The sequence below is a fragment of the Saccharothrix longispora genome, from assembly GCF_030852425.1.
GTDB lineage: Bacteria > Actinomycetota > Actinomycetes > Mycobacteriales > Pseudonocardiaceae > Actinosynnema > Actinosynnema longispora.
Map to the genome: position 1 here is coordinate 1 of NZ_NSDM01000003.1, position 22,904 is coordinate 22,904.

The 22,904-nt window shown below is 66.4% G+C and carries 21 protein-coding genes, 4 tRNA genes and 2 pseudogenes; 15 read left to right on the forward strand and 12 right to left on the reverse strand.

Annotated elements, in window-relative coordinates; translation table 11 throughout:
* Both CKY47_RS07870 and CKY47_RS07875 read left to right on the forward strand, forming a co-directional pair.
* A partial coding sequence (locus tag CKY47_RS07870) for an integrase core domain-containing protein (protein WP_306745012.1) occupies window positions 1-795 on the forward strand: 795 nt, incomplete at its 5' end.
* A 168-nt stretch (window positions 796-963) separates the two neighbouring features.
* A pseudogene (locus CKY47_RS07875) lies at window positions 964-1,182 on the forward strand (ISAs1-like element ISMul1 family transposase); the annotation flags it as partial.
* 219 nt (window positions 1,183-1,401) lie between these two features.
* Here the strand turns inward: CKY47_RS07875 and CKY47_RS07880 are convergent.
* The 3 genes from CKY47_RS07880 to CKY47_RS07890 all read right to left on the reverse strand — a co-directional run bounded on the left by CKY47_RS07880 (window position 1,402) and on the right by CKY47_RS07890 (window position 3,629).
* Window positions 1,402-1,941: a hypothetical protein gene (locus tag CKY47_RS07880; RefSeq protein WP_306745013.1), complete on the reverse strand. Its 540-nt coding sequence runs from the start codon at window positions 1,939-1,941 to the stop codon at window positions 1,402-1,404.
* A gap of 612 nt (window positions 1,942-2,553) precedes the next feature.
* Entirely contained in the window at window positions 2,554-3,159 is a 606-nt protein-coding gene (locus CKY47_RS07885; RefSeq protein ID WP_306745014.1) for a transposase, read from the reverse strand.
* Window positions 3,138-3,629, reverse strand: coding sequence for a winged helix-turn-helix domain-containing protein (locus CKY47_RS07890; protein ID WP_306745015.1), 492 nt, complete (start codon window positions 3,627-3,629; stop codon window positions 3,138-3,140). Before CKY47_RS07890 ends, CKY47_RS07885 begins: the two co-directional genes overlap by 22 nt.
* Before the next feature lie 84 nt (window positions 3,630-3,713).
* Between CKY47_RS07890 and CKY47_RS07895 the strand changes: the two are divergent.
* The 4 genes and pseudogenes from CKY47_RS07895 to CKY47_RS07910 all read left to right on the forward strand — a co-directional run.
* A pseudogene (locus CKY47_RS07895) lies at window positions 3,714-5,082 on the forward strand (ISL3 family transposase); the annotation flags it as partial.
* A 380-nt stretch (window positions 5,083-5,462) separates the two neighbouring features.
* On the forward strand, window positions 5,463-7,133 hold the full coding sequence (locus CKY47_RS07900) for an IS1182 family transposase (RefSeq protein WP_306745016.1): 1,671 nt from the start codon (window positions 5,463-5,465) through the stop codon (window positions 7,131-7,133).
* A 222-nt stretch (window positions 7,134-7,355) separates the two neighbouring features.
* A complete protein-coding gene (locus CKY47_RS07905) occupies window positions 7,356-8,027 on the forward strand; it encodes a hypothetical protein (protein WP_306745017.1) in 672 nt (223 codons plus the stop codon).
* A gap of 83 nt (window positions 8,028-8,110) precedes the next feature.
* Window positions 8,111-10,633 carry a BsuBI/PstI family type II restriction endonuclease gene (locus CKY47_RS07910; RefSeq protein WP_306745018.1) on the forward strand — a complete coding sequence of 841 codons (2,523 nt, stop codon included), beginning with the start codon at window positions 8,111-8,113 and terminating at the stop codon, window positions 10,631-10,633.
* A gap of 445 nt (window positions 10,634-11,078) precedes the next feature.
* On the opposite strand, the gene CKY47_RS07915 is transcribed toward CKY47_RS07910, so the two are convergent.
* Window positions 11,079-11,999: an IS4 family transposase gene (locus CKY47_RS07915; RefSeq protein WP_306745019.1), complete on the reverse strand. Its 921-nt coding sequence runs from the start codon at window positions 11,997-11,999 to the stop codon at window positions 11,079-11,081.
* A 101-nt stretch (window positions 12,000-12,100) separates the two neighbouring features.
* On the opposite strand from CKY47_RS07915, the gene CKY47_RS07920 reads away from it, so the two are divergent.
* From CKY47_RS07920 to CKY47_RS07930, 3 genes are read left to right on the forward strand one after another with little or no spacing between them, the layout of a single operon-like run.
* Entirely contained in the window at window positions 12,101-12,586 is a 486-nt protein-coding gene (locus tag CKY47_RS07920) for a helix-turn-helix domain-containing protein (RefSeq protein WP_306745020.1), read from the forward strand.
* 52 nt (window positions 12,587-12,638) lie between these two features.
* Window positions 12,639-13,196, forward strand: a complete 558-nt coding sequence (locus CKY47_RS07925) for an integrase core domain-containing protein (RefSeq protein ID WP_306745021.1) — start codon at window positions 12,639-12,641, stop codon at window positions 13,194-13,196.
* A gap of 5 nt (window positions 13,197-13,201) precedes the next feature.
* Window positions 13,202-13,723 (forward strand): tyrosine-type recombinase/integrase, encoded by a 522-nt coding sequence (locus CKY47_RS07930; RefSeq protein WP_306745022.1) that lies wholly within the window; start codon window positions 13,202-13,204, stop codon window positions 13,721-13,723.
* A 116-nt stretch (window positions 13,724-13,839) separates the two neighbouring features.
* Here the strand turns inward: CKY47_RS07930 and CKY47_RS07935 are convergent.
* The 4 genes from CKY47_RS07935 to CKY47_RS07950 all read right to left on the reverse strand — a co-directional run bounded on the left by CKY47_RS07935 (window position 13,840) and on the right by CKY47_RS07950 (window position 15,882).
* Window positions 13,840-13,911: transfer RNA gene (locus CKY47_RS07935), tRNA-Val, on the reverse strand.
* Between the two features lie 50 nt (window positions 13,912-13,961).
* Window positions 13,962-14,390 (reverse strand): TIGR02611 family protein, encoded by a 429-nt coding sequence (locus tag CKY47_RS07940; protein WP_306745023.1) that lies wholly within the window; start codon window positions 14,388-14,390, stop codon window positions 13,962-13,964.
* A gap of 26 nt (window positions 14,391-14,416) precedes the next feature.
* Window positions 14,417-15,235, reverse strand: a complete 819-nt coding sequence (locus tag CKY47_RS07945; protein WP_306745024.1) for an anti-sigma factor — start codon at window positions 15,233-15,235, stop codon at window positions 14,417-14,419.
* Window positions 15,232-15,882: an RNA polymerase sigma factor gene (locus tag CKY47_RS07950; RefSeq protein WP_306745025.1), complete on the reverse strand. Its 651-nt coding sequence runs from the start codon at window positions 15,880-15,882 to the stop codon at window positions 15,232-15,234. Before CKY47_RS07950 ends, CKY47_RS07945 begins: the two co-directional genes overlap by 4 nt.
* Window positions 15,883-16,125: 243 nt before the next feature.
* Between CKY47_RS07950 and CKY47_RS07955 the strand changes: the two genes are divergently transcribed.
* The 4 genes from CKY47_RS07955 (at window position 16,126) to CKY47_RS07970 (ending at window position 16,976) form a co-directional block, all read left to right on the forward strand.
* Window positions 16,126-16,551 (forward strand): SsgA family sporulation/cell division regulator, encoded by a 426-nt coding sequence (locus CKY47_RS07955; protein WP_306745026.1) that lies wholly within the window; start codon window positions 16,126-16,128, stop codon window positions 16,549-16,551.
* Window positions 16,552-16,696: 145 nt separating this feature from the next.
* Window positions 16,697-16,769 (forward strand) — tRNA-Gly (locus tag CKY47_RS07960).
* Window positions 16,770-16,828: 59 nt separating this feature from the next.
* A tRNA-Cys gene (locus tag CKY47_RS07965) sits at window positions 16,829-16,900 on the forward strand.
* Between the two features lies 1 nt (window position 16,901).
* Window positions 16,902-16,976: transfer RNA gene (locus tag CKY47_RS07970), tRNA-Val, on the forward strand.
* A gap of 14 nt (window positions 16,977-16,990) precedes the next feature.
* Here CKY47_RS07970 and CKY47_RS07975 read toward each other — a convergent pair.
* Complete coding sequence (locus CKY47_RS07975) at window positions 16,991-17,863, reverse strand: tyrosine-type recombinase/integrase (protein WP_306745027.1); 873 nt, start codon at window positions 17,861-17,863, stop codon at window positions 16,991-16,993.
* Entirely contained in the window at window positions 17,811-18,212 is a 402-nt protein-coding gene (locus CKY47_RS36850; protein WP_371320634.1) for an N-terminal phage integrase SAM-like domain-containing protein, read from the reverse strand. The genes CKY47_RS07975 and CKY47_RS36850 overlap by 53 nt, the downstream gene beginning before the upstream one ends.
* A 192-nt stretch (window positions 18,213-18,404) precedes the next feature.
* Here CKY47_RS36850 and CKY47_RS07980 point away from each other — a divergent pair, with 192 nt between their 5' ends.
* Window positions 18,405-18,566, forward strand: a complete 162-nt coding sequence (locus CKY47_RS07980; RefSeq protein WP_306745028.1) for a hypothetical protein — start codon at window positions 18,405-18,407, stop codon at window positions 18,564-18,566.
* A gap of 297 nt (window positions 18,567-18,863) precedes the next feature.
* On the opposite strand, the gene CKY47_RS07985 is transcribed toward CKY47_RS07980, so the two are convergent.
* Window positions 18,864-19,220, reverse strand: a complete 357-nt coding sequence (locus tag CKY47_RS07985) for a hypothetical protein (protein WP_306745029.1) — start codon at window positions 19,218-19,220, stop codon at window positions 18,864-18,866.
* Window positions 19,221-19,531: 311 nt separating this feature from the next.
* On the opposite strand from CKY47_RS07985, the gene CKY47_RS07990 reads away from it, so the two are divergent.
* Window positions 19,532-20,269, forward strand: coding sequence for a GAF and ANTAR domain-containing protein (locus tag CKY47_RS07990; RefSeq protein WP_306745030.1), 738 nt, complete (start codon window positions 19,532-19,534; stop codon window positions 20,267-20,269).
* Between the two features lie 161 nt (window positions 20,270-20,430).
* On the opposite strand, the gene CKY47_RS07995 is transcribed toward CKY47_RS07990, so the two are convergent.
* A complete protein-coding gene (locus CKY47_RS07995) occupies window positions 20,431-21,201 on the reverse strand; it encodes a GAF and ANTAR domain-containing protein (protein WP_306745031.1) in 771 nt (256 codons plus the stop codon).
* Window positions 21,202-22,904 lie beyond the last annotated feature (1,703 nt).

The following is a 22,904-nucleotide window of genomic DNA, read 5'->3' on the forward strand; positions in this document are numbered from 1 at the left end:
CCCAAGCAGCCCGGCCGACCACGAACCATCCGCTCGATCCGCCTCCTGGTGCTGCGCCCGGCACGCGAGAACCCCACCTGGGGCTACCGACGCATCCACGGCGAACTCCTCGTCCTCGGCATCAAGATCGCCGCGTCCACCGTCTGGCAGATCCTCAAGGACGCCGGGATCGAACCGACACCCGAACGCACCACGACGACCCGGCCGGCCTTCCTCCGCTCACAAGCCGACGCACTACCGGCCTGCGACTTCTTCGAGACCACCACCCTGAACGGCACCCGCCTCCACGTGCTCGCGGTCATCGAGCACACCAGCCGCAGGATCCGAGTCCTCGGCGCCACCGCACACCCCACCACATCCTGGGTCACCCAAGCCGCCAGAAACCTCGCCATGGACCTCGACGACGAGGGCCGACACACGCGGTTCCTGATCCGCGACCGCGACGGGAAGTACCCGGCACCATTCGACGCCGTCCTCGCCGACGCCGGCACCCAGGTCGTCCTCAGCGGAGTCCGCATCCCGCGCATGAACGCGATCATGGAACGCTGGATCCACAGCTGCCGCCGCGAACTCCTCGACCGCACTCTCATCTGGAACCGGCAGCACCTGCTGCATGCCCTGCGCGAGTACGAGCGCTTCCACAACACCCACCGACCCCACCAAGGCATCCACAACGCCCGACCACTACGCACGCTGCCGCCAGCCCTTACCGATCAAGCAGCGGTCACCCGACTCGACATCCGCCGACGGCAACGACTCGGCGGCATCCTCAACGAATACCATCATGCCGCCTGACCTGCACGGACGACATTTTCGGCAAGCACAGCCCCGCACGTCCGCTACGCCGACATGTAGGCAATCGAACACTTTCGGCTCAATAAAATCGGCGACATCGTCAAAGCCGCCCTCGTACTCACCCACTTCGAACACGGACGACTCACCTGAAACTCGTTGAGATCACTTCACTGGACGATCGAGAACCGCTTGCACTGGATCCGCGACGTCGACTTCGACGAGGACTGCAGCCGGATCCACACCGGCTCCGCCCCACAAGTCATGGCCACCCTGCGCAACACCGCCATCGGCCTACTCCGACTGACCGGTCACACCAACATCGCCGCCGCCCTACGACACCACGCACGCGACTTCAACCGACCCGTCGAACTGCTCCTGACATCCTGAAACAGGACTTTGACGCCACCCTGCCTCTCCCGGGACTGATTACGTCGTCGCAAACGTCATCATCCCAGGTCAGAGCGGCACCTATCGCCATCTCGGCAGCATGACACCGCCTTACTCGCGAATACGGGGCAGAGCTGGGGACCAATTTGGTCCCCAGCTCTGCCCTACAGTTCGGCTGACAAGTGCCACCATCGTATCAAAATATGCAATGCACTAAACTTACCCCAAGGAAGAAATCCATTTCAAAGGGGGGGTCAATTCTTCTATCTCAATATTGTAAATCTCATGCCCCTTTCGCACTGTGTAATGCGAATGGACTCTTGATCCCGCACCATGGTATATGGCCGCCCCGAGGAAGTCTGCCCTGGTTATTCCGCCCAGAAGTTGCAGTTCCTTCCTTGGATATATGTAAGAAGCAAAGAAGAAGTGGTCGACCGGCTCCTCGGCATGCCTGGCCGTAATCTGCGCAGTGAACCCAGGTCCGACAGGACCTTTTCTCTTTACAGTCTTCATTCCTACAGAAGTGTCACCGATGAGAAAGTCGGCACTCCCTGCGACATCCTCCGTGATCCACTTCACGGGCAGAGTGGTGTTAATTTTCAACCATTTATCGAAGCAAATCTCGCCGATTTCACCCACCCATCTGAGATCACTGACTTCTTCCTTGTAGATGTTTCGGTAGCGCCGATCTCGATCTTTTCGGATTTCGATCGCCTGTTGAATGAACGCATCAGGCACACCCCCTGTCACGAAGTTCATGGGTGCCTGCCCAGGCCTGCGGCTTTGACAGCCGCAATGATCGTCGAGGTAGCGTCGAATGTACGTCCTGCGCCCATGTCGAGCGCCGGGAGGAACACCAGCACCTCACAAACTCCAACGCGGATGTTGTTCACTCAGACGTGTATACCACATCGAGGATCTTTTCGACGAGTGTGTCGATCTCTCCCTGGTCAGGAAGTTGCCGCGGTGCCAGCGAACCCAGGTGGCGCAACGAATCCCGATCGGGAACCGGTCCCTCACGCACCGCCAAGCCACCTGACCAGTACGAACGATATTTTCGGTACGCACAGCGCTTATTTGAGCCGAAAGTGATCGCCTTCCGGTAGGTTGATCGATCGTGATCGAGGTCGGGGGTGCGCATCGGTTGTCGCCTGCGGAGCGTGAGGTGCTGCGGTTGCGGGTGGTGGCCGCGTTGGAGGCCGGTCGGGTCGAGGGCTACCGGTAGTTTGTTAACTTCATGGAGGTATGTAGAGGTTGACGCCCTGTCCTTATGCGAGGGTGTCGAGTAGTTGCTGCAGGTCATCGGGTGGGGGCTTGTCCGACCATGATCTCCACCAGCGCTGCAGCAGTACAGATCTTGAAAAGCTGGCATTACGGCGGTTCGAGCTCGAGGTCCAGCCCGGTGTGGGCGAAGAAGGCGTCGATCAGCTCGGGCCGGTACTGCATCCGCTTGAGTCGGTTCTTCACGATGGAGACCAGGTGGTCGACGCCGTGGACGACGAGATTTCCCAGGCCGCGCTTGAGGTGTGACCAGACGTGCTCGGTCGGGTTGAGTTCGGGGGCGTAGGGCGGTAATCGGATGACGTGCAGCCAGTCCCGGGCCGCGACCAGGGCGCGCATCGCGTGGCTGGTGTGGGTGTTCAAATTGTCCCAGATGAGCACGATGGGGCCGTCGAGCTGTTGGTGGGCGGCGTCGAGCAGGGCGGCGTAGTCGGTCTCGGCGAAGCTGCGCCGTTCACCCTTGCGGCCGCGGTGGACCACCGTGCGGTAGATCAACCGGGACCGGTGCCCGGGTCGGACGCAGACCAGTCCGGCGATCGAGACCCGGCCCGAGCCCTTGCCCGACACCGCCACGATCGGAGTCCGTCCGCGTCGACCCCAGGTCCGGCTCTTCGGCGGGCGCAACGTCTGACCGGCCTCATCCTCGAAGCACACCCAGGCGCCCCGCCGCGCCGCTACCGTTTTCCCGCCGGCCATGCCTCCTTCCGCCAGGTGGCGATCGCCTCCTCGTCGCGCCCGATCGCCCGGTGGGCGGGCACCTGCGGGGAGAAACCCATGCGGTGCAACAGATAGGACACCCCGCGCAGCGTGTAGCGGGTGCGGAACAGCCGGGCGATCAGATCGGAAACCCGCGCCAGGGTCCAGCGCTGGTCCTCACCGAACCCGTATGCGGCGGGACCGCGCTCCAAGGCTTCGGCCAGCCGGTCCAATCGCCGCTGGTCCAGCCGGCACGACGACCCGCCCGGCCCTTTCGACGCCAACCCGGCCTCGCCTCCGACACGCCATCGACGCCGCCACGTGTAGACCGCGTTGGTCGACACCCTCAGCCGACGGGCGATCTCCGCAGCCGCCACGTCCTGGGCGAACCACTCCGCCGCCTGTAACCGGACCTGCTCGCGTTTGGCCCTGCCCCGCTCGGACAGACCACCACCATCCGCGTACCTCATCACCCCTGCGTAGACCACCCATCGATCACAACCCCTCAGGACACGCCGAGAACCACACGATCAACCCTGGTCTTTCAAGATCTGTATCACCATCGGACGCTCAAGGACGTGCCGGTCGACGGCCGTCGGGTCGTCGTGCACCTGCGTGCCCGGCGGCTGGTCTACGCGGCTCGGGGTTGCCCGCGGCAGACGTTTCGAGAGCAGGTTCCCGGCCTGGTGGAGCGCCATCAGCGTCGCACGGTGCGGCTCGTGCGGCAGATATCCCAGGTGGCGCGGGAGTTGTGCGGTAGGGCGGCCGCGCGCCTGATCGACCTTCTCGCCATGCCCGCCTCCCGCAGCACGGCGATGCGCCACCTATGGCGCCTGCCGCTGCCCGGGTTGACGGTTCCGCGGGTGATCGGCGTGGACGACTTCGCCCTGCGTCGGCGGCGCCGCTATGCCACGATCGTCGTCGACGCCGAGACCGGTCGACGTGTCGCGGTCCTGCCCGGCCGCGACGCGGCCACCCTGGAATCGTGGCTGCGCGGGCATCCCGGTGTCGAGGTCGTGTGCCGCGACGGCTCGGCCACCTACGCCGAGGCCGTCCGACGTGCCCTGCCCGACGCGGTGCAGGTCAGCGACCGATGGCACCTGTGGCGAAATCTCTGCGACAAGGTCCTGGTCGAGGTCCGCGCGCACGCCGGATGTTGGGCCACGGTCAACCCGTCCCGCCCCGGCGGGGTGCACGAGCTGACCGTCCGCGAGCGCTGGAACAAGGTCCACGAGCTGCTCGATCAAGGGGTCGGCCTGCTCGACTGCGCACGGCGCCTGGGCGTGGCCCTGAACACCGTCAAACGCTACGCCCGCATGCCCGAACCGCACACCACGCGCATCGCCCGACCTACCGCCCGACGCTGGTCGACCCCTACCGCGAGCATCTGCGCGCCCGCCGCGCGGCCGATCCCGCGGTCCCGGTCACCCGCCTGCTCGCGGAGATCCGCGAGTCGGGTTACACCGGCAGTGCCAACCTGCTGGTTCGCTATCTCAACCAGGGTCGCGCCGAAGGCGAGCGCCCCGTCACCACCTCCCGCCACGCGAGCAGCCTCCTGCTCACCAAACCCGACAACCTGCGCCCGAAGGACACGGAGTTGTTGGAAAGATTACCGCGGCCTGCCCGGAGATGACCGCACTCGTCAGCCTGGTGCGCGGCTTCGCCGCCCTGCTGACACCCGCCGCGGGCAACGACGCGAAACTCACCGAGTGGATCGCGCAGGCCCGCGCCGCCGACTTACCGTACTTGCGCAGTCTCACCAACGGTCTGGAGATCGACCGGTCCGCTGTGGACGCCGCCCTCACCCTGCCCTACCACAACGGCCGCACCGAAGGCGGCAACACCCGCACCAAAAGGATCATGAGACAGATGCACGGACGCGCCGGATTCGACCTCCTCCGCCACCGCATCCTCCTACCCTGACAGATACCCAGCGTCACCACCGACTACGGGTCAAAGCCGCTCGTTTGACAGACCCCCATCCCGTCGACCTCTACGAGGGCTATCACTCCCGTCGAGGGCCTGCGAGCTTGGCACCGTCCGACTCAGCTACGTGGCATGCCGCAGCTCCTTAACGGGCGTGATAGGGCTACGCCAGGTCGACGGGATGGCGCAGAGCCCTTACATGCGGATGCCCCAGCCAAGCGATGCTCGGTCTGAGCTTGACTCTGTCGGTGATCTTGGAACGGTCGGTGTGTCGTGGGGGGTGACCGGTAGGTAACAGCGAGGCTTCAGGGAGTCGGTGAAGTCGCAATGCTCCCTGAGGGGGTCAGATGTCGTTACCGGTCGGTCCCAGGTTTGCGGTGGAGGTTCCGGAGCTCACCGCGCGGATGGCGCGAGCCAGCAATCCCGGTGGTACGACGGCGATGTGGGTGCGTGACCACCTCGACGGCCTGTGGAGGGACGAGGACTTCGCCGACTGCTACTCGCGTAACGGACGTCCCGGGCTCTCCCCTGCCCAGTTGGCCACGGTGAGCGTGCTGCAGTTCCTGCTGGGCCTGTCCGACCGCGGTGCCGCCGAGGCCGTGCGCTGCCGCATCGACTTCAAGTACGCCCTCGGCCTCGAACTCGACGACCCCGGCTTCCACCACAGCGTGCTCGGCGACTTCCGCGACCGCCTCCTGCGGGCCGGCCGGGCGGACCACCTGCTGGATGTCGCCCTGGCCCGTCTGAAAGACGTCGGACTGGTCCGCGAACGCACCACCCAACGCACCGACTCCACCCACGTCCTGGCCGCCGTGCGCGACCTGACCCGCCTCGAATTGGTGACAGAGGCGGTGCGTGCGGCCCTGGAGGAACTCGCCCGCGTCGCCGACCACGCGCTGCACGGCCTGGTCGAGGAAGACTGGGGCCGCCGCTACGGCCGCCCCGTGCGCTTGGGCAAGAACCCGACCCGGCCCAAGACCAGGATCAACGCCACCGGGGCGGACGCCCACCGCCTGCTCGAACACCTCAGCCGTAACCATCCCGGTCTGCTGGACGTCTTCCAGGTCCAGGCTCTGCGGCAGGTGCTGGTGCAGAACTACTACGTGGACACCACGGGCCGCCTGCGATGGCGTGAGGACGAGCAGGGCAGCGGTCTGCCGCCGTCTGCGCTTCGGATCGTCTCGCCCCACGACCCGACGGTGCGCTACGCGCGTCGTGGGCAGGTCACCCGCTGGCAGGGGTTCCTCGCGCACGTGACCGAGACCTGCTCCGGCGACAGCCCTAACGTGATCACCGACGTGGCCACCATGCCCGCCACCAGCTCCGACGCCGGAGTCCTGCCCGGCATCCACACCAGACTGCAACACCGCGGCCTACGCCCGGACCGGCATCTGGTCGACGGCGGCTACACCTCCCTGGTCCACCTGGAGCGGGCCGAACGCGAACACCAGGTCACCGTTGTCGGACCGCTGCCTGCAAACCCCACCCACCAGCACCGCAAGGGCGAGGGCTTCGCCCGCGACGACTTCCGTATCGACTTCGACCGCCGCCAGGTCACCTGCCCGCAGGGACAGGTCAGCAAGGGTTGGCACGGCCCCTACCCGACATCCTCGCCGACCGCGGCCCCGCTGATCGTGGCCCGCTTCACCAAGGGCCAGTGCCAACCCTGCCCGGTCCGAACCCAGTGCACGACCTCCCGTGCTTCCTCGCGCAGCGTGGGCTTCCCTCCGAAGGAACTGCTCGAACTGCAGCTGCCCAACCGCGCCGAACGACAGGAACCGGCCTGGCACAAGCGCTACGCGGTGTGTTCCGGCATCGAGGGGACCATTTTCGAGTTCACCCACGGTCATGGCATGCGCCGCTGCCGCTACCGAGGACAGAGCAAAACCCACCTACAGCACGTGCTCACCGCCATCGCGGTCAACATCGAACGCCTCAGCCGGCAACCTCCCGGCACAAGCGCGCCCGCACGACCATCCACGGCCTTCCAGGACTACCTCGATCAGCAGGACATCCCGCGCCTGCATTCCTGGCGAGCCGCCAGCTGACACAGCAGCGACCAAGATCACCGACAGAGTCAAGCTGAGATGCGGCATGATTGGTTGCCAGGGTCTCTGGTTGACTGGTCGAGCGTATGACAAGCTGGTCAGATGTCGCTTGAGGTCGCAGACAAACTTGCCTCTATAGCCTGTGGGGTGTCAGAACTCTGCACTGGGATGCTGAGCTGCGACGATCGCGCACGCTGGACCTCCCGGGCATAATCGTGAGGTGTGGCGTTACGACTGCTGTACCTGATCTTCGTCCGGCTCAGTGACTGGCTGGTCCTGCTCGGCCGGTCCTCCGCGGCCAAGGACGTCGAACTGCTGGTACTGCGGCACGAGGTCGCCGTACTGCGCCGCACCAACCCAGATCCGCGGTTGGACTGGGCCGATCGCGCGGTGCTCGCCGCGCTGGTTCGCCGACTCCTCCGGTCACTGCGCGAGCACAGGTTGGTGACACCGGGAACCATCCTGCGATGGCACCGGCGCCTGATCGCGAAGAAGCGGACCTACCCGAACCGCACCGGCCGACCGCCGCTCGACGACACCACCGTGGCGCTGATCGAACGCATGGCCCGGGAGAACGCGGGCTGGGGCTACCGCAGAATCGAGGGTGAGCTGCTCAAGCTCGGCCACCGGGTGGCCGCCTCAACGGTTCGCCGTGTGCTACGCGGCCCACTACAACCACCGCCGACCACACCAAGCACTGCAACTCACCCCACCACTGCCGGACCAGCCGATCGCAAGGCCGGGTCACCGACCGGTCCTCGGCGGCCTCATCAACGAATACGAACCCACAGCAGCCTAACCGCAGGTCAAGCCATGCGGCCGACTTTTGGCACCGCACACGCTCCTTATCACCCACTCAAGATCAGCCCATTCACCACGGCCAACATCCACTAGAAACCCGGACATCCCGACCAACGACCCCGGACATGACCTAGGCCGCACGTTCCTCACCTTCCCCAAGCGGATATGCTCTGCGGATGACCATCAGCGTCGACGTTCCAGGATCTTCTGATGGCCTACTCGCCAGGGTCGAGGCTCGTAGGCGGCAAGCTAGTGCTGATCTGTCTGCCACGAGCCGCAGGCAACTCGGTCAGTTCTTCACTCCACGCAAGGTTGCAGAGCTGATCGCAGCACAACCGCGGCTCGATCAGGTCAGTACGATCTCCGTCCTTGATCCGGGAGCAGGTGCCGGAGTACTCACTGCGGCGTTGGTCGCCCGCGTCATCCGTGAGCGCCCAGACCTCAAGATCGCTGTAACGGCTGTAGAGGTCGACGAAACCCTTGTTGCCACCTTGCATGAGACTCTCGACGATTGCAGAAATACCGCTTCCGATCACGGTGTAGAACTTACATTCAATCTAGTGAACGACGACTTCATTAACTGGGGAACGGCACATGCAGGTGGCAGCCTTTCCGCTTTTAGTGGCGACACGCGCTACGACGTAGTCATCCAGAACCCTCCTTACGGCAAGCTCACACGCAGCTCGAGCGCCCGTCACAGTCTGGCGATGTTGGGTGTTGAGGTACCCAATTTGTACGCCGCTTTTGTAGCATTGGCCAGCCGACTCCTCGCTCCAAACGGCCAGCTCGTTGCCATCACGCCTCGAAGCTTCTGCAACGGCACATATTTCCGAGACTTCCGCAAAGAACTTCTGAGAATGGTCGGGATCGACACAATCTGCGTTTTTCACGAGCGCGGCACACTCTTCGCAGACTCTGCCGTTCTGCAAGAAACGGTCATCTTTAGCGCAACGGGTGGCCACCGGCCAGAGAAAGTAAAGATCGCAACCGGTCGAGGATACGACGATGCTATTTACGAAAGGAGCGTACCCTACGAAGAAGTCGTACACCCAGGTGATCCGGAGAAATTTCTCCGTATTCCCACCGACGGTGACGATGACACTATCAGCAGCTTCGTCGCAAAGCTGCCAGTAACCCTTCAAGACCTTCAGCTCAGCGCCTCCACAGGTCGCGTTGTCGACTTTCGCGCAACCGAATACCTACACGCGCAGCCGAAAACCGGAACCGTACCGCTTATTTACCCCCAACATTTCAAGCAGGGTTGCATCAACTGGCCTTTGCAGGATTTCAAGAAGAATAACGCTATCGCTCATAACGCAGCTACAGAGAAGCTTCTTTTGCCACGCGGTTACTACGTCCTCGTCAAGCGCCTCAGTTCCAAGGAAGAGGCTCGACGCGTTGTAGCTTGCGTTTTTCGGGCGGAAGACTCCCCAACTTCCATGGTCGGGTTCGAAAATCACCTTAACGTCATCCATTCACAGAATCATGGCATCAGCCCTCTTCTTGCCATAGGACTGACCGCATGGCTCAATTCGGAGAAGCTCGATCTCTACTTCCGCCAGTTCAGCGGACATACGCAGGTGAACGCCACAGACCTACGTAACATGCGATACCCAGATCACGAAACTCTTGTACGCCTGGGCGCAATGCTCGAGGGTAAAAAGTGGCCGAAACAGCATGAGCTGGATCAACTGGTCGAGCAAGTCGTATTGGGTATCGAGCAACAAGACGTAGCAGGAGACGGCGACGTGGGTAAGGTCCAGGGCGATTCGGTGGCCCAGGCTAGTCAGCTGTTGAAAGCGCTCAATTTTGATGCTGAACGCAGTAACGAACGGTCATCCCTTGTTCTACTCGCTTTGGCCAACCTCCGTCCTGGCCAGCCGTGGCCCGAAGCAACTAACCCAATTCTGCGCACGGTCGATATAATGGACTTCCTTCGGCAGCACCACGGGAAAGATTACAAGCCAAATACGCGGGAAACGATTCGAAGGCGGACGCTTCACCAATTCGCCGAGCCGGCATATTTGATTCAACAGAACCCCGATAACCCATTGAGGCCGGTCAATTCCCCGAAATGGTGCTATCAATTGACCGATCGAGCTATCGCTTTGATCCGCCTATTCGGAACAGAGCAATTCGAGGCCGAACTCGAGGGCTATCTCGCTGAGTTGCCGGGCCTACAAGCAACGTATGCAGCAGATCGAGCGATGAACCTGATCCCCCTGACGTGGCCCGGGGGGATGGAGTTGAAGCTTAGCCCTGGCGGACAGAATGAACTCCTCCGCGAGATGATAGAGAACTTCTGCCCGCGATTCACTCCCGGCGGTAAAGCGCTTTACATCGGTGACGCCAAAAAAAAGATGCTACGCTTCGAGAAGGAAGCTTTTGCCGACCTCGGCCTGGCATTCGACAAGCACGGCAAGATGCCAGACCTCGTAGTCTATCTTCCGGACAAGAACTGGCTCGTCCTCATGGAGGCTGCATCCAATCACGGCCCGGTTGACGCGAAGCGACACGGCGAGCTTCAAACGCTCTTCGCGGGCAGTACAGCAGGCCTTGTCTTTGTCTCCTGTTTCCCCAGTCGCGTCGAGATGCGCAAAGAACTCAAAAACATCGCTTGGGAGACCGAAGTCTGGTGTGCCGATGCACCGACACACATGATCCATTTCAACGGTGAACGATTCCTAGGCCCGTACTGAATATGATCGAGAGCAAGGCGGGCTGTCGGAGCAAAAAATTTGGCTGCCTGTAGATTGCCGTAAGTGTGCCCTTATAATTGTGACGATGCAGGTCACGGCACAGGCTGAACAGGTGGCTGCGGACGGGCGAGGCTCCCGGTAGGACAGCAGTCACCAAGATCCGATGCCCTAACTGGAGCCTCGCCGTGCTGTCTTAGTAGCAATACCAGTGACTTAGAGTGGTTTGCGCTGCTTGTTGGCGGAGACGGTGCGGTAGTGCGGTGCGATCCGGACTGTCTCGGCGGGGTGGCGGGTGGGCTGTGGCCAGGTCCGGTGCTTGGCGCGTTTGAGCTTATAGTTCGACATCTTGCGCTTGACCACGCGGGGGTTGCTGCGCCGTCGCCGTCGAGGCAGGAGGCGGGCCAGGATCTCGTGGACCCCGTCGAGTAGGGCGTGGGCTAATCGGTCAGGGGGAAAAGGCTGCCTGGGCGGTGGTCTGGCGGCGGGCCAGGCGCAGGCTGCGGATGAACGAGAGCCGGTCGGGGTCCAGGCCGGCGCCGACGGCGGCTGTGTGCATCAGCGACCGGATCGCGTGGTGCACCAGCAGGTGCGCCCAGACCTCCTGCTCGACACCGTCGGGCGAGCGGGAGCGCAGCACCTGCCCGGGGCCGCGTTGGTGGGTCTTGAGTTCGTCCAGCGCGGTCTCGATCTCCCAGCGTTGGCAGTACAACGCCGCCAACTCGCGTGCAGGGGCCTTGTGATGGTCGAGGATCGTGGTGATCAACCGGTAGGGCGCGTCGTGTTCGGGACGGGCGGGATCGTCCAGTGTGTACTCGACCACCCGCACCGTCACCGGATCCTTACGGCGGTAGTGGTCGTCGGTGGCCACGATCTCCGACAGGTATGACCCGTCCGGCAGCTCCTCGCGCACGGGCAGCACGATGTTGGACCGCACCCGCCACAACAGGTCCGCCCCGTTCGCCGACGCCGCCCGCCACAACGGCAGCCCGGCGAACCCACGGTCGGCGATCAACAACTCGCCCCGACCCAGACCGGGAAACAGGTCCCGGGCCAGCGTGGCCTCCGCCACCGTGATCGAACCCAGCGTGGCCGCGGTGATCGCGTGAGTGCCGCACTCGGCCACCGCCACCACCCGCACCTGCGGAAACGCCACCCGATCCCCACGAGCCGCCGCCCGGCCACTACCCGGCCGGCCGAACCGCTCCATGTTCTCCGGCGTGTCCGGCGCGTCGAAGGTCGTGCCGTCCACCGCCAACACCCGCCAGGTCCGATACCACGACCCACGCGTGGTCGGCCCCTGTGCTTGCCGAAAATGTCGTCCGTGCAGGTCAGGCGGCGTGGTGGTTGTGCCTGCCGATAACTCCATCCATGCAGGTCAGAAGCGCACTCAGGACACGGGCTCGGGAAGGCCCGCAAGGATGCTGGTGTTCCACGGGCTCGTCGGGCGACGCGGCATGATGACCGGCTGTGCTGCTCCGACTGGCCTACCTCGGCGTGACCAACGCGTTCGCCTTGCTGCGCCTGCTGCCCATGAGCGATCGGGACAAGGACGTGGAGATCCTGGCGCTGCGGCACCAAATCACGATCCTGGAACGTCAACTGGGTAACGCCCGTCCGCGGTTCTCTCCCGGCGATCGAGCGTTCCTCGCGGCACTGCTGCACCGACTTCCCGTCGACACCCTTCGTCGGCTCCGACTGCTGGTCCGTCCGGAGACAGTGCTGCGATGGCACCGCGACCTCCCCGCCCGCCGCCACGCAGCCAGATCCCGTCCCAAGCGGCCCGGCCGACCACGAACCATCCGCTCGATCCGGCTACTGGTGCTGCGCCTGGCACGCGAGACCTCCGCCTGGGGGTACCGCCGCATCCACGGCGAACTCCTCGTGCTCGGCATCAAGATCGCAGCCTCCACCGTCTGGCATCCTCAAGGACGCCGGCATCGATCCGGCACCTGAACGCACCTCGACGACCTGGTCGGCCTTCCTCCGCTCCCAAGCCGACGCCCTGATGGCCTGCGACTTCTTCGAGACCTCCACGTTGAGCGGCACCCGTCTGTACGTGCTCGCGGTGATCGAGCACGCCAGCCGCAGGATCCGGATCCTCGGCGCCACCGCGCACCCGACCGCGGCCTGGGTCACCCAGGCCGCCAGAAACCTCGCCATGGACCTCGACGACGCGGGCAGCACCGCACGGTTCCTGATCCGAGACCGCGACGGCAAGTTCCCCGTCCTGTTCGACACCGTCCTCGCCGACGCCGGCATCCAGGTCGTCCTCAGCGGAGTCCGCATCCCGCGCATGAACGCGATCATGGAACGCTGGATCCGGACCTGCCGTCGAGAACTCCTCGACCGAACGCTGATCTGGAACCAACGGCACCTGCTCCACGCACTGCGCGACTACGAGCAGTTCTACAACACCCACAGACCTCACCAAGGCATCGCCAACGCCCGACCACTACACGCGCTGCCACCACCGACCACCGACCAAGCAGCGCTCAGCCAGCTTGACATCCGCCAACGGCAACGACTGGGCGGCATCCTCAACGAATACCATCACGCTGCCTGACCTGCATGGATGCTATTTTCGGCAAGCACAGGGTGGACCTGGACAAGCACGAGATCCGCATCGACGCTAAGGACGGCGCGCTGCACGAGCTGCACGGCAAGCTCGAACTCGGCCCGCCCAAGACACCGGTCAGCGTACGAACCGTGCATCTACCGAAGTTCCTCGCCGAACTGCTCGTCGAACTGCGGTGCGAGAAGCCGACCGCACGGTTCGTGTTCACCGGCGTCGACGGCGGCCTGCACCGCCGATCCAACTTCCGCCGCCGGGTCTGGCTACCCGCCGTGGAAGGTGACTCGAAGTCGGGCCGGCCGCCGATCAAGCCGCACATGCACTTCCACGACCTGCGCCACACCCACAAGACCTGGCTCATCGAGGACGGCGTCCCCGAGGTCCTCCAGCACAAGCGCATCGGGCACAAGTTCCGCGGCGTCATGGGCGTCTACTCCCACGTCACCCGCCCGATGATCGACGCCATGCTCGAAGGACTCCAGGCCCGCTGGGAGCAGAATGGGAGCAAACCCCTCTGACCTCTTCGGAGCAGCAAGTGTGTTCAAGATCTTTTGCTCCCAATTTGCTCCCCGCAACGATCAACGGCCCGCAGACGAAGATCGTCTACGAGCCGTTGACCTGCACAAACACACTGTGGGCGATACTGGGATCGAACCAGTGACCTCTTCGGTGTGAACGAAGCGCTCTCCCGCTGAGCTAAACGCCCGTGTTCTGTTTTCGTCCCCCGCTCTCGCGGTGTGCCCATACCTTACAACATCATCCCCGCGAACCAAAAATCGGGCTCTCCAACCAGGCCCAGTCGAGTCCGAACCAGCCTCCGACCAGGGCGAACGCGCCGAGCAGCCAACACGTGACCGCGACCACCAGACCGGTGGCGGCCAGGACGAGGGCCTTCACGAGGACGTTCTGCCGCTTCAGCCACTCGACCCAGGCGTCGTAGTAGCGCTTGGCGAACTTCAGGACGCGCCCCGCCCACTCGAACTCGGTCGACAGGATCGCGAGTCCCGCGAACACGACGAGCCAGCCCGGACCGGGGTACGGGATCATCACGATGCCGGCGACCAGCACCAGCCCTCCGACGACGCCCACGCCGATGCGGTAGCCCATGTTCAGCGCGGGGTTGCGGCGGAACCGGTGGCGGCGCCCCGCTTCCTCTGGGGTGTTCTCGCGCTGTTCCGTGGTCATGCGCACATCATCGCCCATGGCACGCCTCACGCGGGCCCGACCTGGCCGGACGCCAGGACGTCGCTCGGCTCCGGGGGCATCGAGCGCCCCTGTTCCAGGGAGAGCGCGAAGAGGCTGTGCTTGTGCGCGTCCGGTGACCACGCCAGCACCTGCACGTCCGAGGTGTCGCCGCCGAGGTCGAACGTGGCCAACGCCACAGGGGCCGGCGTGCTGGCCCCCCACACCACGTAGACCTGGTTCGTCGTGTCGTTGGACGTCAGGTGCATCGGCATCAGGGCGGCCGAGTCCTCGGTCGACACGAGGACCGCCACCGCTTCACCGGACGGCGTGCGCAGCACGGCCCGGTTCGCCGACGGGTCGGCGGCCAGGTCCAGGGCCCGCTCCAGCCGGTCGGCGCGCGCTTCCTGGGCCGCCACCTGGTCGCCGAGCTGGTTGAGCCGCACCCCGACGACGCCGATCCCGACCACCGCCACGAGGACGGCCGCGGCGGCGAGCGCCTTGCGGGCCCACCCGGCACGCCGGTGTCGACGCGGCTCCAGCGGAACGGGTTCGACGACCTGCTGCGCGACCCGGTGGACGGGGGCCCGGCGCACCTGCTCCTGGGGGGCGTCCTCGATGGCGGCCATCAGCCTGGTGCGCAGGCGGTCCGGCGGGTCGTACTGGCGGACCGACGAGCCCAGGGCGGCGGTCACCTCCTCGGCCGAGCGGACGGTTTCCCGGCAGCGGGCGCACTCCGGCAGGTGGGCGCGCAGTCGCGCCTCCTCGTCCGGTTCGAGCGCGTGCATCGCGAACCCGACCGCGAGCTCCTCCTGGGGGCACCGGTCGTCCCTCTGCTCCCCGGTCACCGTCGTGCTCCCGTCGTCCTGCCCGGCGTGTCGCCGCCGGTCTCCCCTGCCCACACCGCGTGCAACGTCGTCCGCAGCCTCCTGATGGCCGCGAACGTGCGCGATTTCACCGTGCCCAGGGGGATGCCGGTGAGTGCCGCGACCTCTATCTGCGTGTAGCCGCCGAGGTAGGCCAGCGCGATGACCTGCCGCTGGTCCTCGGGAAGCCGCTGCAACGCCTCGCGCACCTCGGCACCGACGACGCCCGTCAGGGCGTCCTGGTCGGCTCCGGCGGAGGACGGGACGTTGTGCTCGGACACCTCGTCGGTGAGCGGCACGTTCCGCTTGCGCTGCGTGTTCTCCCTGCGCACGGCGTCCACCGCGCGGTGGTGCACGACGGTCATCAGCCAGGTGCCGAAGCCGCCGCGCGCGCGGTCGTAGCCGGAGGGGTTGCGCCACAGGGCGAGGAACGCCTCCTGGACGACGTCCTCGGCCAGGCCGGGGTCGACGCAGATGCGCCTGGCCAGTGAGTACGCTGGTTTGGCGTAGCGGTCGTAGAGTTCACCGAACGCCGCGCGGTCGCCTGCCGAGACCCGTTCGACGAGCTCCGCGTCGGGAGGCGGTCGGTCGGGTTCGCGGCGTGGCGCCGGGGCGGGTGCGTCAGCCACCAGAGAGGTCCTCACGTCCAACATTCGCGCAACAGCCGGTACCGGGTTCAGGTTAAACCCAGCAAGATGGGCCCGGTGGGATCGGACCGGACACGGAACGCATCGAGGTGGTCGCCCAGCGGAACGGTGTAGACCCGAACGGGTGATAAACCTTCAGGAGTCGAGCGTTCCTCGCCACATACACGTCACAAGTAGAGAGCTCGGTCGTTCCATTGGCCGGGAAGGGAGAAGAGGGTAACGACGATGCGCAATGACCACGTGACACTCCGTTCAACAGCCGTGTTCGACCTCCTGGCACCGAGGACTCCGGCCGTGCCGGTCCAGGTCGAACTCCGCTACGACACGAAGGACCCGTACGCGGTGGTGGCCGCGTTCCGCACGGGCCGAGCCGGGTGGGTGGAGTGGGTTTACGCCCGCGACCTCCTGGCCGACGGCCTGATCGCCGACGCCGGGGACGGTGACGTCCGGATCCGCCCGGCGGCCGACGACCCCGAGGTCGTGGTGATCGAACTGAGTTCCCCGTCCGGCCACGCCATGTTCGAGGCGTCCGCGCAGGAGCTGGCCGACTTCCTCGACCGCACCTATGACGTGGTCGTGCCCGGCAACGAACACCTGTGGGTCGACGTGGACGAGGCACTGACCCACCTGATCTCGACCGATCTGACGTAGAAGCGCAGGTAGCGGGCCCGCCAGGGGGTCTGGCACCCCCCGATTTGATTCCGCGGCGGGGCATGTAATAAAGTTCCTCTCGCACCGAGGAAGACCGGGACGGCAAGCCCCAAAAGGGTAAAGTCCCAAGAATCCTTCGGAGCATGCGGATGTAGCGCAGTTGGTAGCGCATCACCTTGCCAAGGTGAGGGTCGCGAGTTCGAGTCTCGTCATCCGCTCGGCAGAGGGCCCCTTGGGCTCAGGCCAGACTCCCGGGTGCTAGTATTCGGGAATCGCTGGCGGAGTGGCCGAGTGGCTTAGGCAAGGGCCTGCAAAGCCCTGTACACGGGTTCGATTCCCGTCTCCGCCTCGGACGATTAGCTCAGCGGGAGAGCACTACCTTGACACGGTAGGGGTCACAGGTTCAATCCCTGTATCGTCCACCATCGATATACGCAGGTCAGACGGCCGGTTGATGATCTACATCAACCGGCCGTTCTGCGTCGGTGGGAGCAAAATGGGAGCAAACGATCTTGATGTGATCATCTTCACCGTATGCGGTCACCGCTCCCCCACCGTATGTGGCAGCCGTTCCCGCTCCCACAACGGCCACGGACCGCTCCCAGCGGGCCTGGAGACCGTCCGGCATCCCGTTGACCATGACGTGCGTCACATGCGAGTAGATGCCCTGCACCCCTCGATACCGGTGGCCCGGCCGCTTGTACTGGACGACTTCCGGAACGCCGTCCTCGATCAGCCACGTCTTGTGCGTGTGACGTAGGTCATGGAAGTGCATTCCGGGGAGGATCGGTGCCCAGCACCTCACCGGATCGCCCTCGACCAGCGGCAGCCAGACCCGGTGCCGGAAGTTCGACCGGCGGTGCAGACCGCCGGTCGCACCGGTGAGGACGAACTCGTGGTCCCGCTCCGAGCGGTGGAAGGTCAGCCGGTCCACCAGGAACGGCGGCAGGTGCACCGTCCGCGCGCTGACCTTCGTCTTGGGCGGGCCGAGCACCAGGCGGCCGTCGACCTCGTGCAACGCGCCCTTCTTCGCATCCACCGTGATCGTGCCGCGGGCCAGGTCGACCCGTTCCCACCCCAGACCGGCCGGCTCGCCCCAGCGCAGCCCCGTGTACGCCGCCGTGACCACCAACACCGCGTCCCCACCCGAACACCGCCGGACCATGTCCCGCACCTGCCACGCCGAAGCACGAGGACGCTCATCCGCCTCGCCATCGTCGAGCCGGAGACGGCGGCACGGGTTCGCCCCGATCAACCCCTCATCGACCGCCTCGCCCAGGAGCATCGACAGCACGGTCACCGCGTCGAGCACCGTGCGTGGGGCACGACCGGCGCACCTGCTTGACCCAACCCTTCACCGTCATCCGCGAGATCTCCCGCAACGCGACATCACCGAACCTCGGCAGCACGTGGTTGCGCAGGTGCGACTCGTACTTCGCCGCCGTCGACGGCCGCACATCATGCGCTTCACGCCACACCGGCACCCACTCCCCCAACGTCGTCTGCCCCAACGCCGGGTCCACGAATGTCCCCGACGCTGATCCGACTCCACGTCCACCCAGGCCATCGACCACTCCATCCACTCGACGATCACCCGTGTTCGGGCAGCGGATATGGACGCTCCGCACGCACGAGATGTCGATCCGCCTGTGGTCACCCATGCCCGCACGGTGACCGCTCTTCACGCCCTGCACACCGGTGCACCCTGGTCCGGATCACCGAGGTCGAGCGTCACCAGCGCCGTTCGACCCCACGGCGGCCCGGCTGTGTCGGGTGAACTCGGAGCGCGAGGCGAGGTGGACCGGTCGCGGCGACCTCGGATGTCGCCTCGGTCCGGCGCAGGAGGTGGCGACATGACCGGTCCGAACCCGGTCGGCCGCGGCGAGCTCGGGGAGAAGACCCATGCCGGTACCGACTGGGCCGGATTACCGCTCCGGGTCCGCGTCTGCTCGGCGAACCTGCGCGACGACCAGGCGCTCAAACCCGTGCTCCGAGCGGTTCCGCGCATCCGCTGACGTGGTGGCCCGCACCGCATCGGGCCCGCCACTCGGACGAGACTCACGACGGCGGCCACCTCCGCCGGTGGCGACGCGACCGGGGTGCCGTCACGCGCAGCACCCGTAAGGCATCGAGTCCTCATGGTGACTCGGCCGTCACCGCCGGGTCGCGAACCCACCCTCACGGGGCTGGTCGACCACTGGCAGCTGTCCATCCGCTACGACGCCGCGCCGCCGACTACTGCACCTTCGCGTCCTGGTCGCCGTACTGGCCTGGGTGAACAAGTCGCCCGAGCAGCTACGTGGAACCGGCTCCTACTCGTGGCTCCGCTTGGTCTCGGCGTCGATTTCCCGTTGATCCGCCAGCCGATCACGCTCGTCCGCCAGCCGATCACGCTCGTCCGCCATTTGGTCGCGCTCGAGCGCCCTCCAGTCACGCTCGTCGGCCAGGCGGTCACGATCTTCGGCCACCGCGTCGCGCTCATCGGCCAACCACTCACGCTCCGCGGGGCTCATCGTCCGCGCACGCGCCTTGTGGTCGTACTCGCGCTCGATGGCTTCACCGTGCCACGAAGACCGAGGTCGTGGCATTCCGGGCTGGTGCTCGTCCGCTGCGGACACAGCAACCTCGGCGTCGATTTCCCGTTGTTCACGATCCGGCTCACCTGCCACGACATCCACTGTGCCGGCACGGAGGATCAATCGCAGGAGATCGACCGGTAGGAGATCGAGCAGGAAAGGTCAGTGCACGACAGACGCGGATCGGGGCGAGCGCCGGGGCAGCCGCCTTGACCGAATCGGGCACGGCGTCCTGCGCCGCGCCCACGGGCCGGCATCCGCCACAGGTGTGGACCCCGACCGGCCAGGGCACCCGCGTGAGCAGGCAGTAGGTACGCGGACGCGGGTGGAGGACACGGGGCATGCGGCGACAACGGCACAGCGCAACGGCATCGCGCCCCGCACGGCCCACGACCGGGGAGTCGGTGGCGTTGACGGACGTGACCGGGGCGGTGACCGCGCTCGTGGACGCCGCCGACCAGGCCGCCGACCTCGACGAGGTGATCCGGCACCTGTGCCACCAGGCCGTCCGGGCGGTCCCCCACGCCGACGTCGTCTCGGTGACCCTGCTGACCGGTACCAGCCCGCGGACCGTCGCGATCACCGAGCGAGCCCTACTGGCCCTGGACCTGGAGCAGTACGCCGCCGACGACGGCCCCTGCCTTCACGCCGCCCGTCGCGGGGAGGCGGTGCACATCGCCGTCGCCGACGCCGGCCCCGTGTGGCCGGCCTTCGCCGGCGCCGCGCGCGACGCGGGCGTGGGCAGCGTGCTCTCGGCTCCGCTGGTGGTCGCCCCGGACAGGGTCGGGTCGGTCAACTGCTTCAGCCGCGCGCCCGAGGTCTTCGACGACCTGGACGAACACCTCCTGGTCCTCTACGTCGCCGCGGCCCAGGGGGTGCTGCGCGGCGTTCTGCGGCGCCTGCACAGTGACCGGACCGTCGAGCAGCTCACAGGGGCACTGGCCGGACGTGGCGTCATCGAGCAGGCCAAGGGCATCCTGATGGCCACCCGCGGCATCACAGCCGACGCCGCCTACGCCACGCTGGTGCAGCGGTCCCAGCACGAGAACGTCAAGCTGCGCCTGGTCGCGCAGCGGGTGATCGCCGCGGCGAGCGCTGACCCGACCGGATCGGCGAGGCGGCCTCCGGATCACGCGGTCTGAAACCCGGAGGCCTGAGCGCCCACCACCCCGCGGCGCGGTGGGCGCCTGTGCGGGACTACCCCGTTCAGCGGTCGTCTAACAGGGAGACGCGACCCGCACGCCGGGTTCCCCGGGGGGCCCTGCGGAAACGAGCCGCTCACCCGGTCGGGGTCGGCGTTGCTTCAACGCCGCGGCTCGGTGATCAACTCGCCGCTGCCCACCAGGTACGCGGCGACGTGGACGAGTTTGGTGTTGGTCTGCTGGCTGGCCCGGACGAGGACGTTGAACGCCTGGTCGCCAGTGAGCCTGTGGCGTTCCATCAGGATGCCTTTGGCCTGGCCGATCAGGTCGCGGTTGTCGATCGCGTGGGACAGGCCGGCGATCTTCTGGGCATCCGCCATCGCCACCGCCGCGTGCGCGGCGAACAGCAGGCCCACCTGCTCGGACTGGTCGGTGAAGGCGTTCGTGTCGTGGGAGTAGAGGTTGAGCGCCCCCAGGTCGTCACTGGTGATGTAGAGCTGGAACGACAGCATGCTGCCCACACCCAGCTCAGCGGCACGGGTGGCGAACTCGGGCCATCGCCGTTCCTGGGCCATGTCCGGCAGCGACACGGTGTTCCTGTCGTAGAGCGCGTCCAGGCACGGTCCCTGCCCGAAGTCGATCTGGGCTTGGTCGACCTTCCCGACCAGGTCGTCGTCGGAGGCGGCGACCGTGCTCATGGACCCGCGGCCCCGCACCACCGACAACCCCGCGTACCGCGCGCCGGGCACGGTGTCCACCGCCGCGTCGACGATGCCCTGCAGCGTGTCCTCCACGCCCTTCTGGTCTTGCAGGTAGCGCGCCAGATCGCCCAACCGCGACGCGAGCTCGCCCGACTCCTCGGACCCCACGGCCATGCCCGACGTCCCGGCCCGGCCTTGCCGGGCCTCGCCCGGTCCCCCGCTGGTCCCCATACCCCCGCCACCGTCCTCGAAGGAGCCACTCCGGCGGAGCATGGCACCGGGGACTCGCCCTGGGACGCCGTCGTCGACCACTCCGACCGTCGGCCTGCCTGAACACCGGAGCCTACTCGCCCGCCGGCGTGTCCCGCGAAACCCGTAGAAGACGATTACCTCGGCGGGGTTGCGATGGAAAGGGTCCGTCGAACGAGCGACTCCGTCTCCCTCCGATCGCGTGCCCGATGGGCCTTTCACCCTGCTGACGACGTGCGCCCCTCGGCCCTGACCAGGTCGCTCTGGCCGATGGGCAGGATGGGCGCGGTCGGAGAAGACGCGGCGTGGGATTTTCCGCAACCCAGTCCGTCCAGGCGCACGCGAGTGACCGGCCTGGTATCGGCTGTCACCGATCAGCTCGTGCGCAGGTCGGGGGACCGTGCTGCCTGCGCATCGACAGAGTGGCCACGCAGTCCGCTGTCGGCACCGGTGAAGACGAACTCGTGGTCCTGCTCCGAGCGGCCGGAGGCGGGCTGGTCGTCGACCGGGCAGGGCTCGGGACAACCCCGTGGGGAGTGCCCGTCGGCGGTTCTCTCCCGGCGACCGGGCGTCTCCTACGACACTGCCGCACCGACTTCCGGCCGTCACGCTTCGTCGGCTCCGGGGCCGGTGCGTCCGGAGACGGTGCTGCGCCTGGCACGGGAGGACCTCCCCCGGGGCTACCACCGCATCGCGGCGAACTCCCCGTGCTCGATACCGGAGTCGCCTCCGCCACCCTCCGGCAGATCCTCGAGGACACCGGAATCGACCCGGTGGCCCAGCGCACCACGACGACCTGGTCGGCCTTCCTCCGCTCGCCGGCCGCCGAACCGGACCCCTCGTTCCGCCGCGGAGCACCCGCCTCACCGGGCCGTCGCGGATGGCGGTGGCCCTCGCGGCACGGTATCGGTTCCGCCTGGTCCGATACCGGCAACCCGTGCGGAAAGCCCCCGGAAGTGCGACCAGGAGTGCGACCGGAATGTGGTCCGAACAGGTCAGGACCACTACGGGGACGGGCACCACGAAGCCGGCGGAGAACGCCGACGCAGGCGACAGCACCCGACCGACCGGCGATGGACTCCGGGCACAAACGACCACCGAGGTCGGGGGCGGCGACGAACCGCCTCCCGGACCACACCCGCGGAGGGCGATCGGGTGCGGCGTCCCGGTCGTGTTCGTCGGGTCGCGTACCGGAGTTGTCCGCAGTTGTGCGTTGCGGCAGGACGTGTGGGCGGTTGGGGTGGCGCATGCGGCGAAGCAGCGAACCCCGGGGGAGGTGCCCGATCCGGGGAGGTCCGACGGGCACGTGTCCGCCGACCGGAACCACGGGCCGCGCGTGGTCGACGCCGTGTCCGGGACCCCGGGCACCGTGGTCCAGGCCGGCGTGGTGCACGGCGGGGTCCACGTCTCCGTCCCGTCACGGGTCGGATCGGTCGTGCCACGCCGACTACCCGCCGCGCCGGAGCCGTTCGTCGGACGTGATCGCGAGTTGGCCGAATCGGATCGCGCCCTGACCGCTGCCGCCGACCACCCGCCGGGGACGCCGACGGTGGCCGTCGCGGCCATCGGGGGCACGGGGGGCATGGGCAAGACGTGGCCGGCACTGGTGTGGGCGAACCGGCACCTCGACCGGCTCCCGGACGGACAGTCGTTCCTGGACCTCCGGGGGTTCGGTCCCGAGGGCA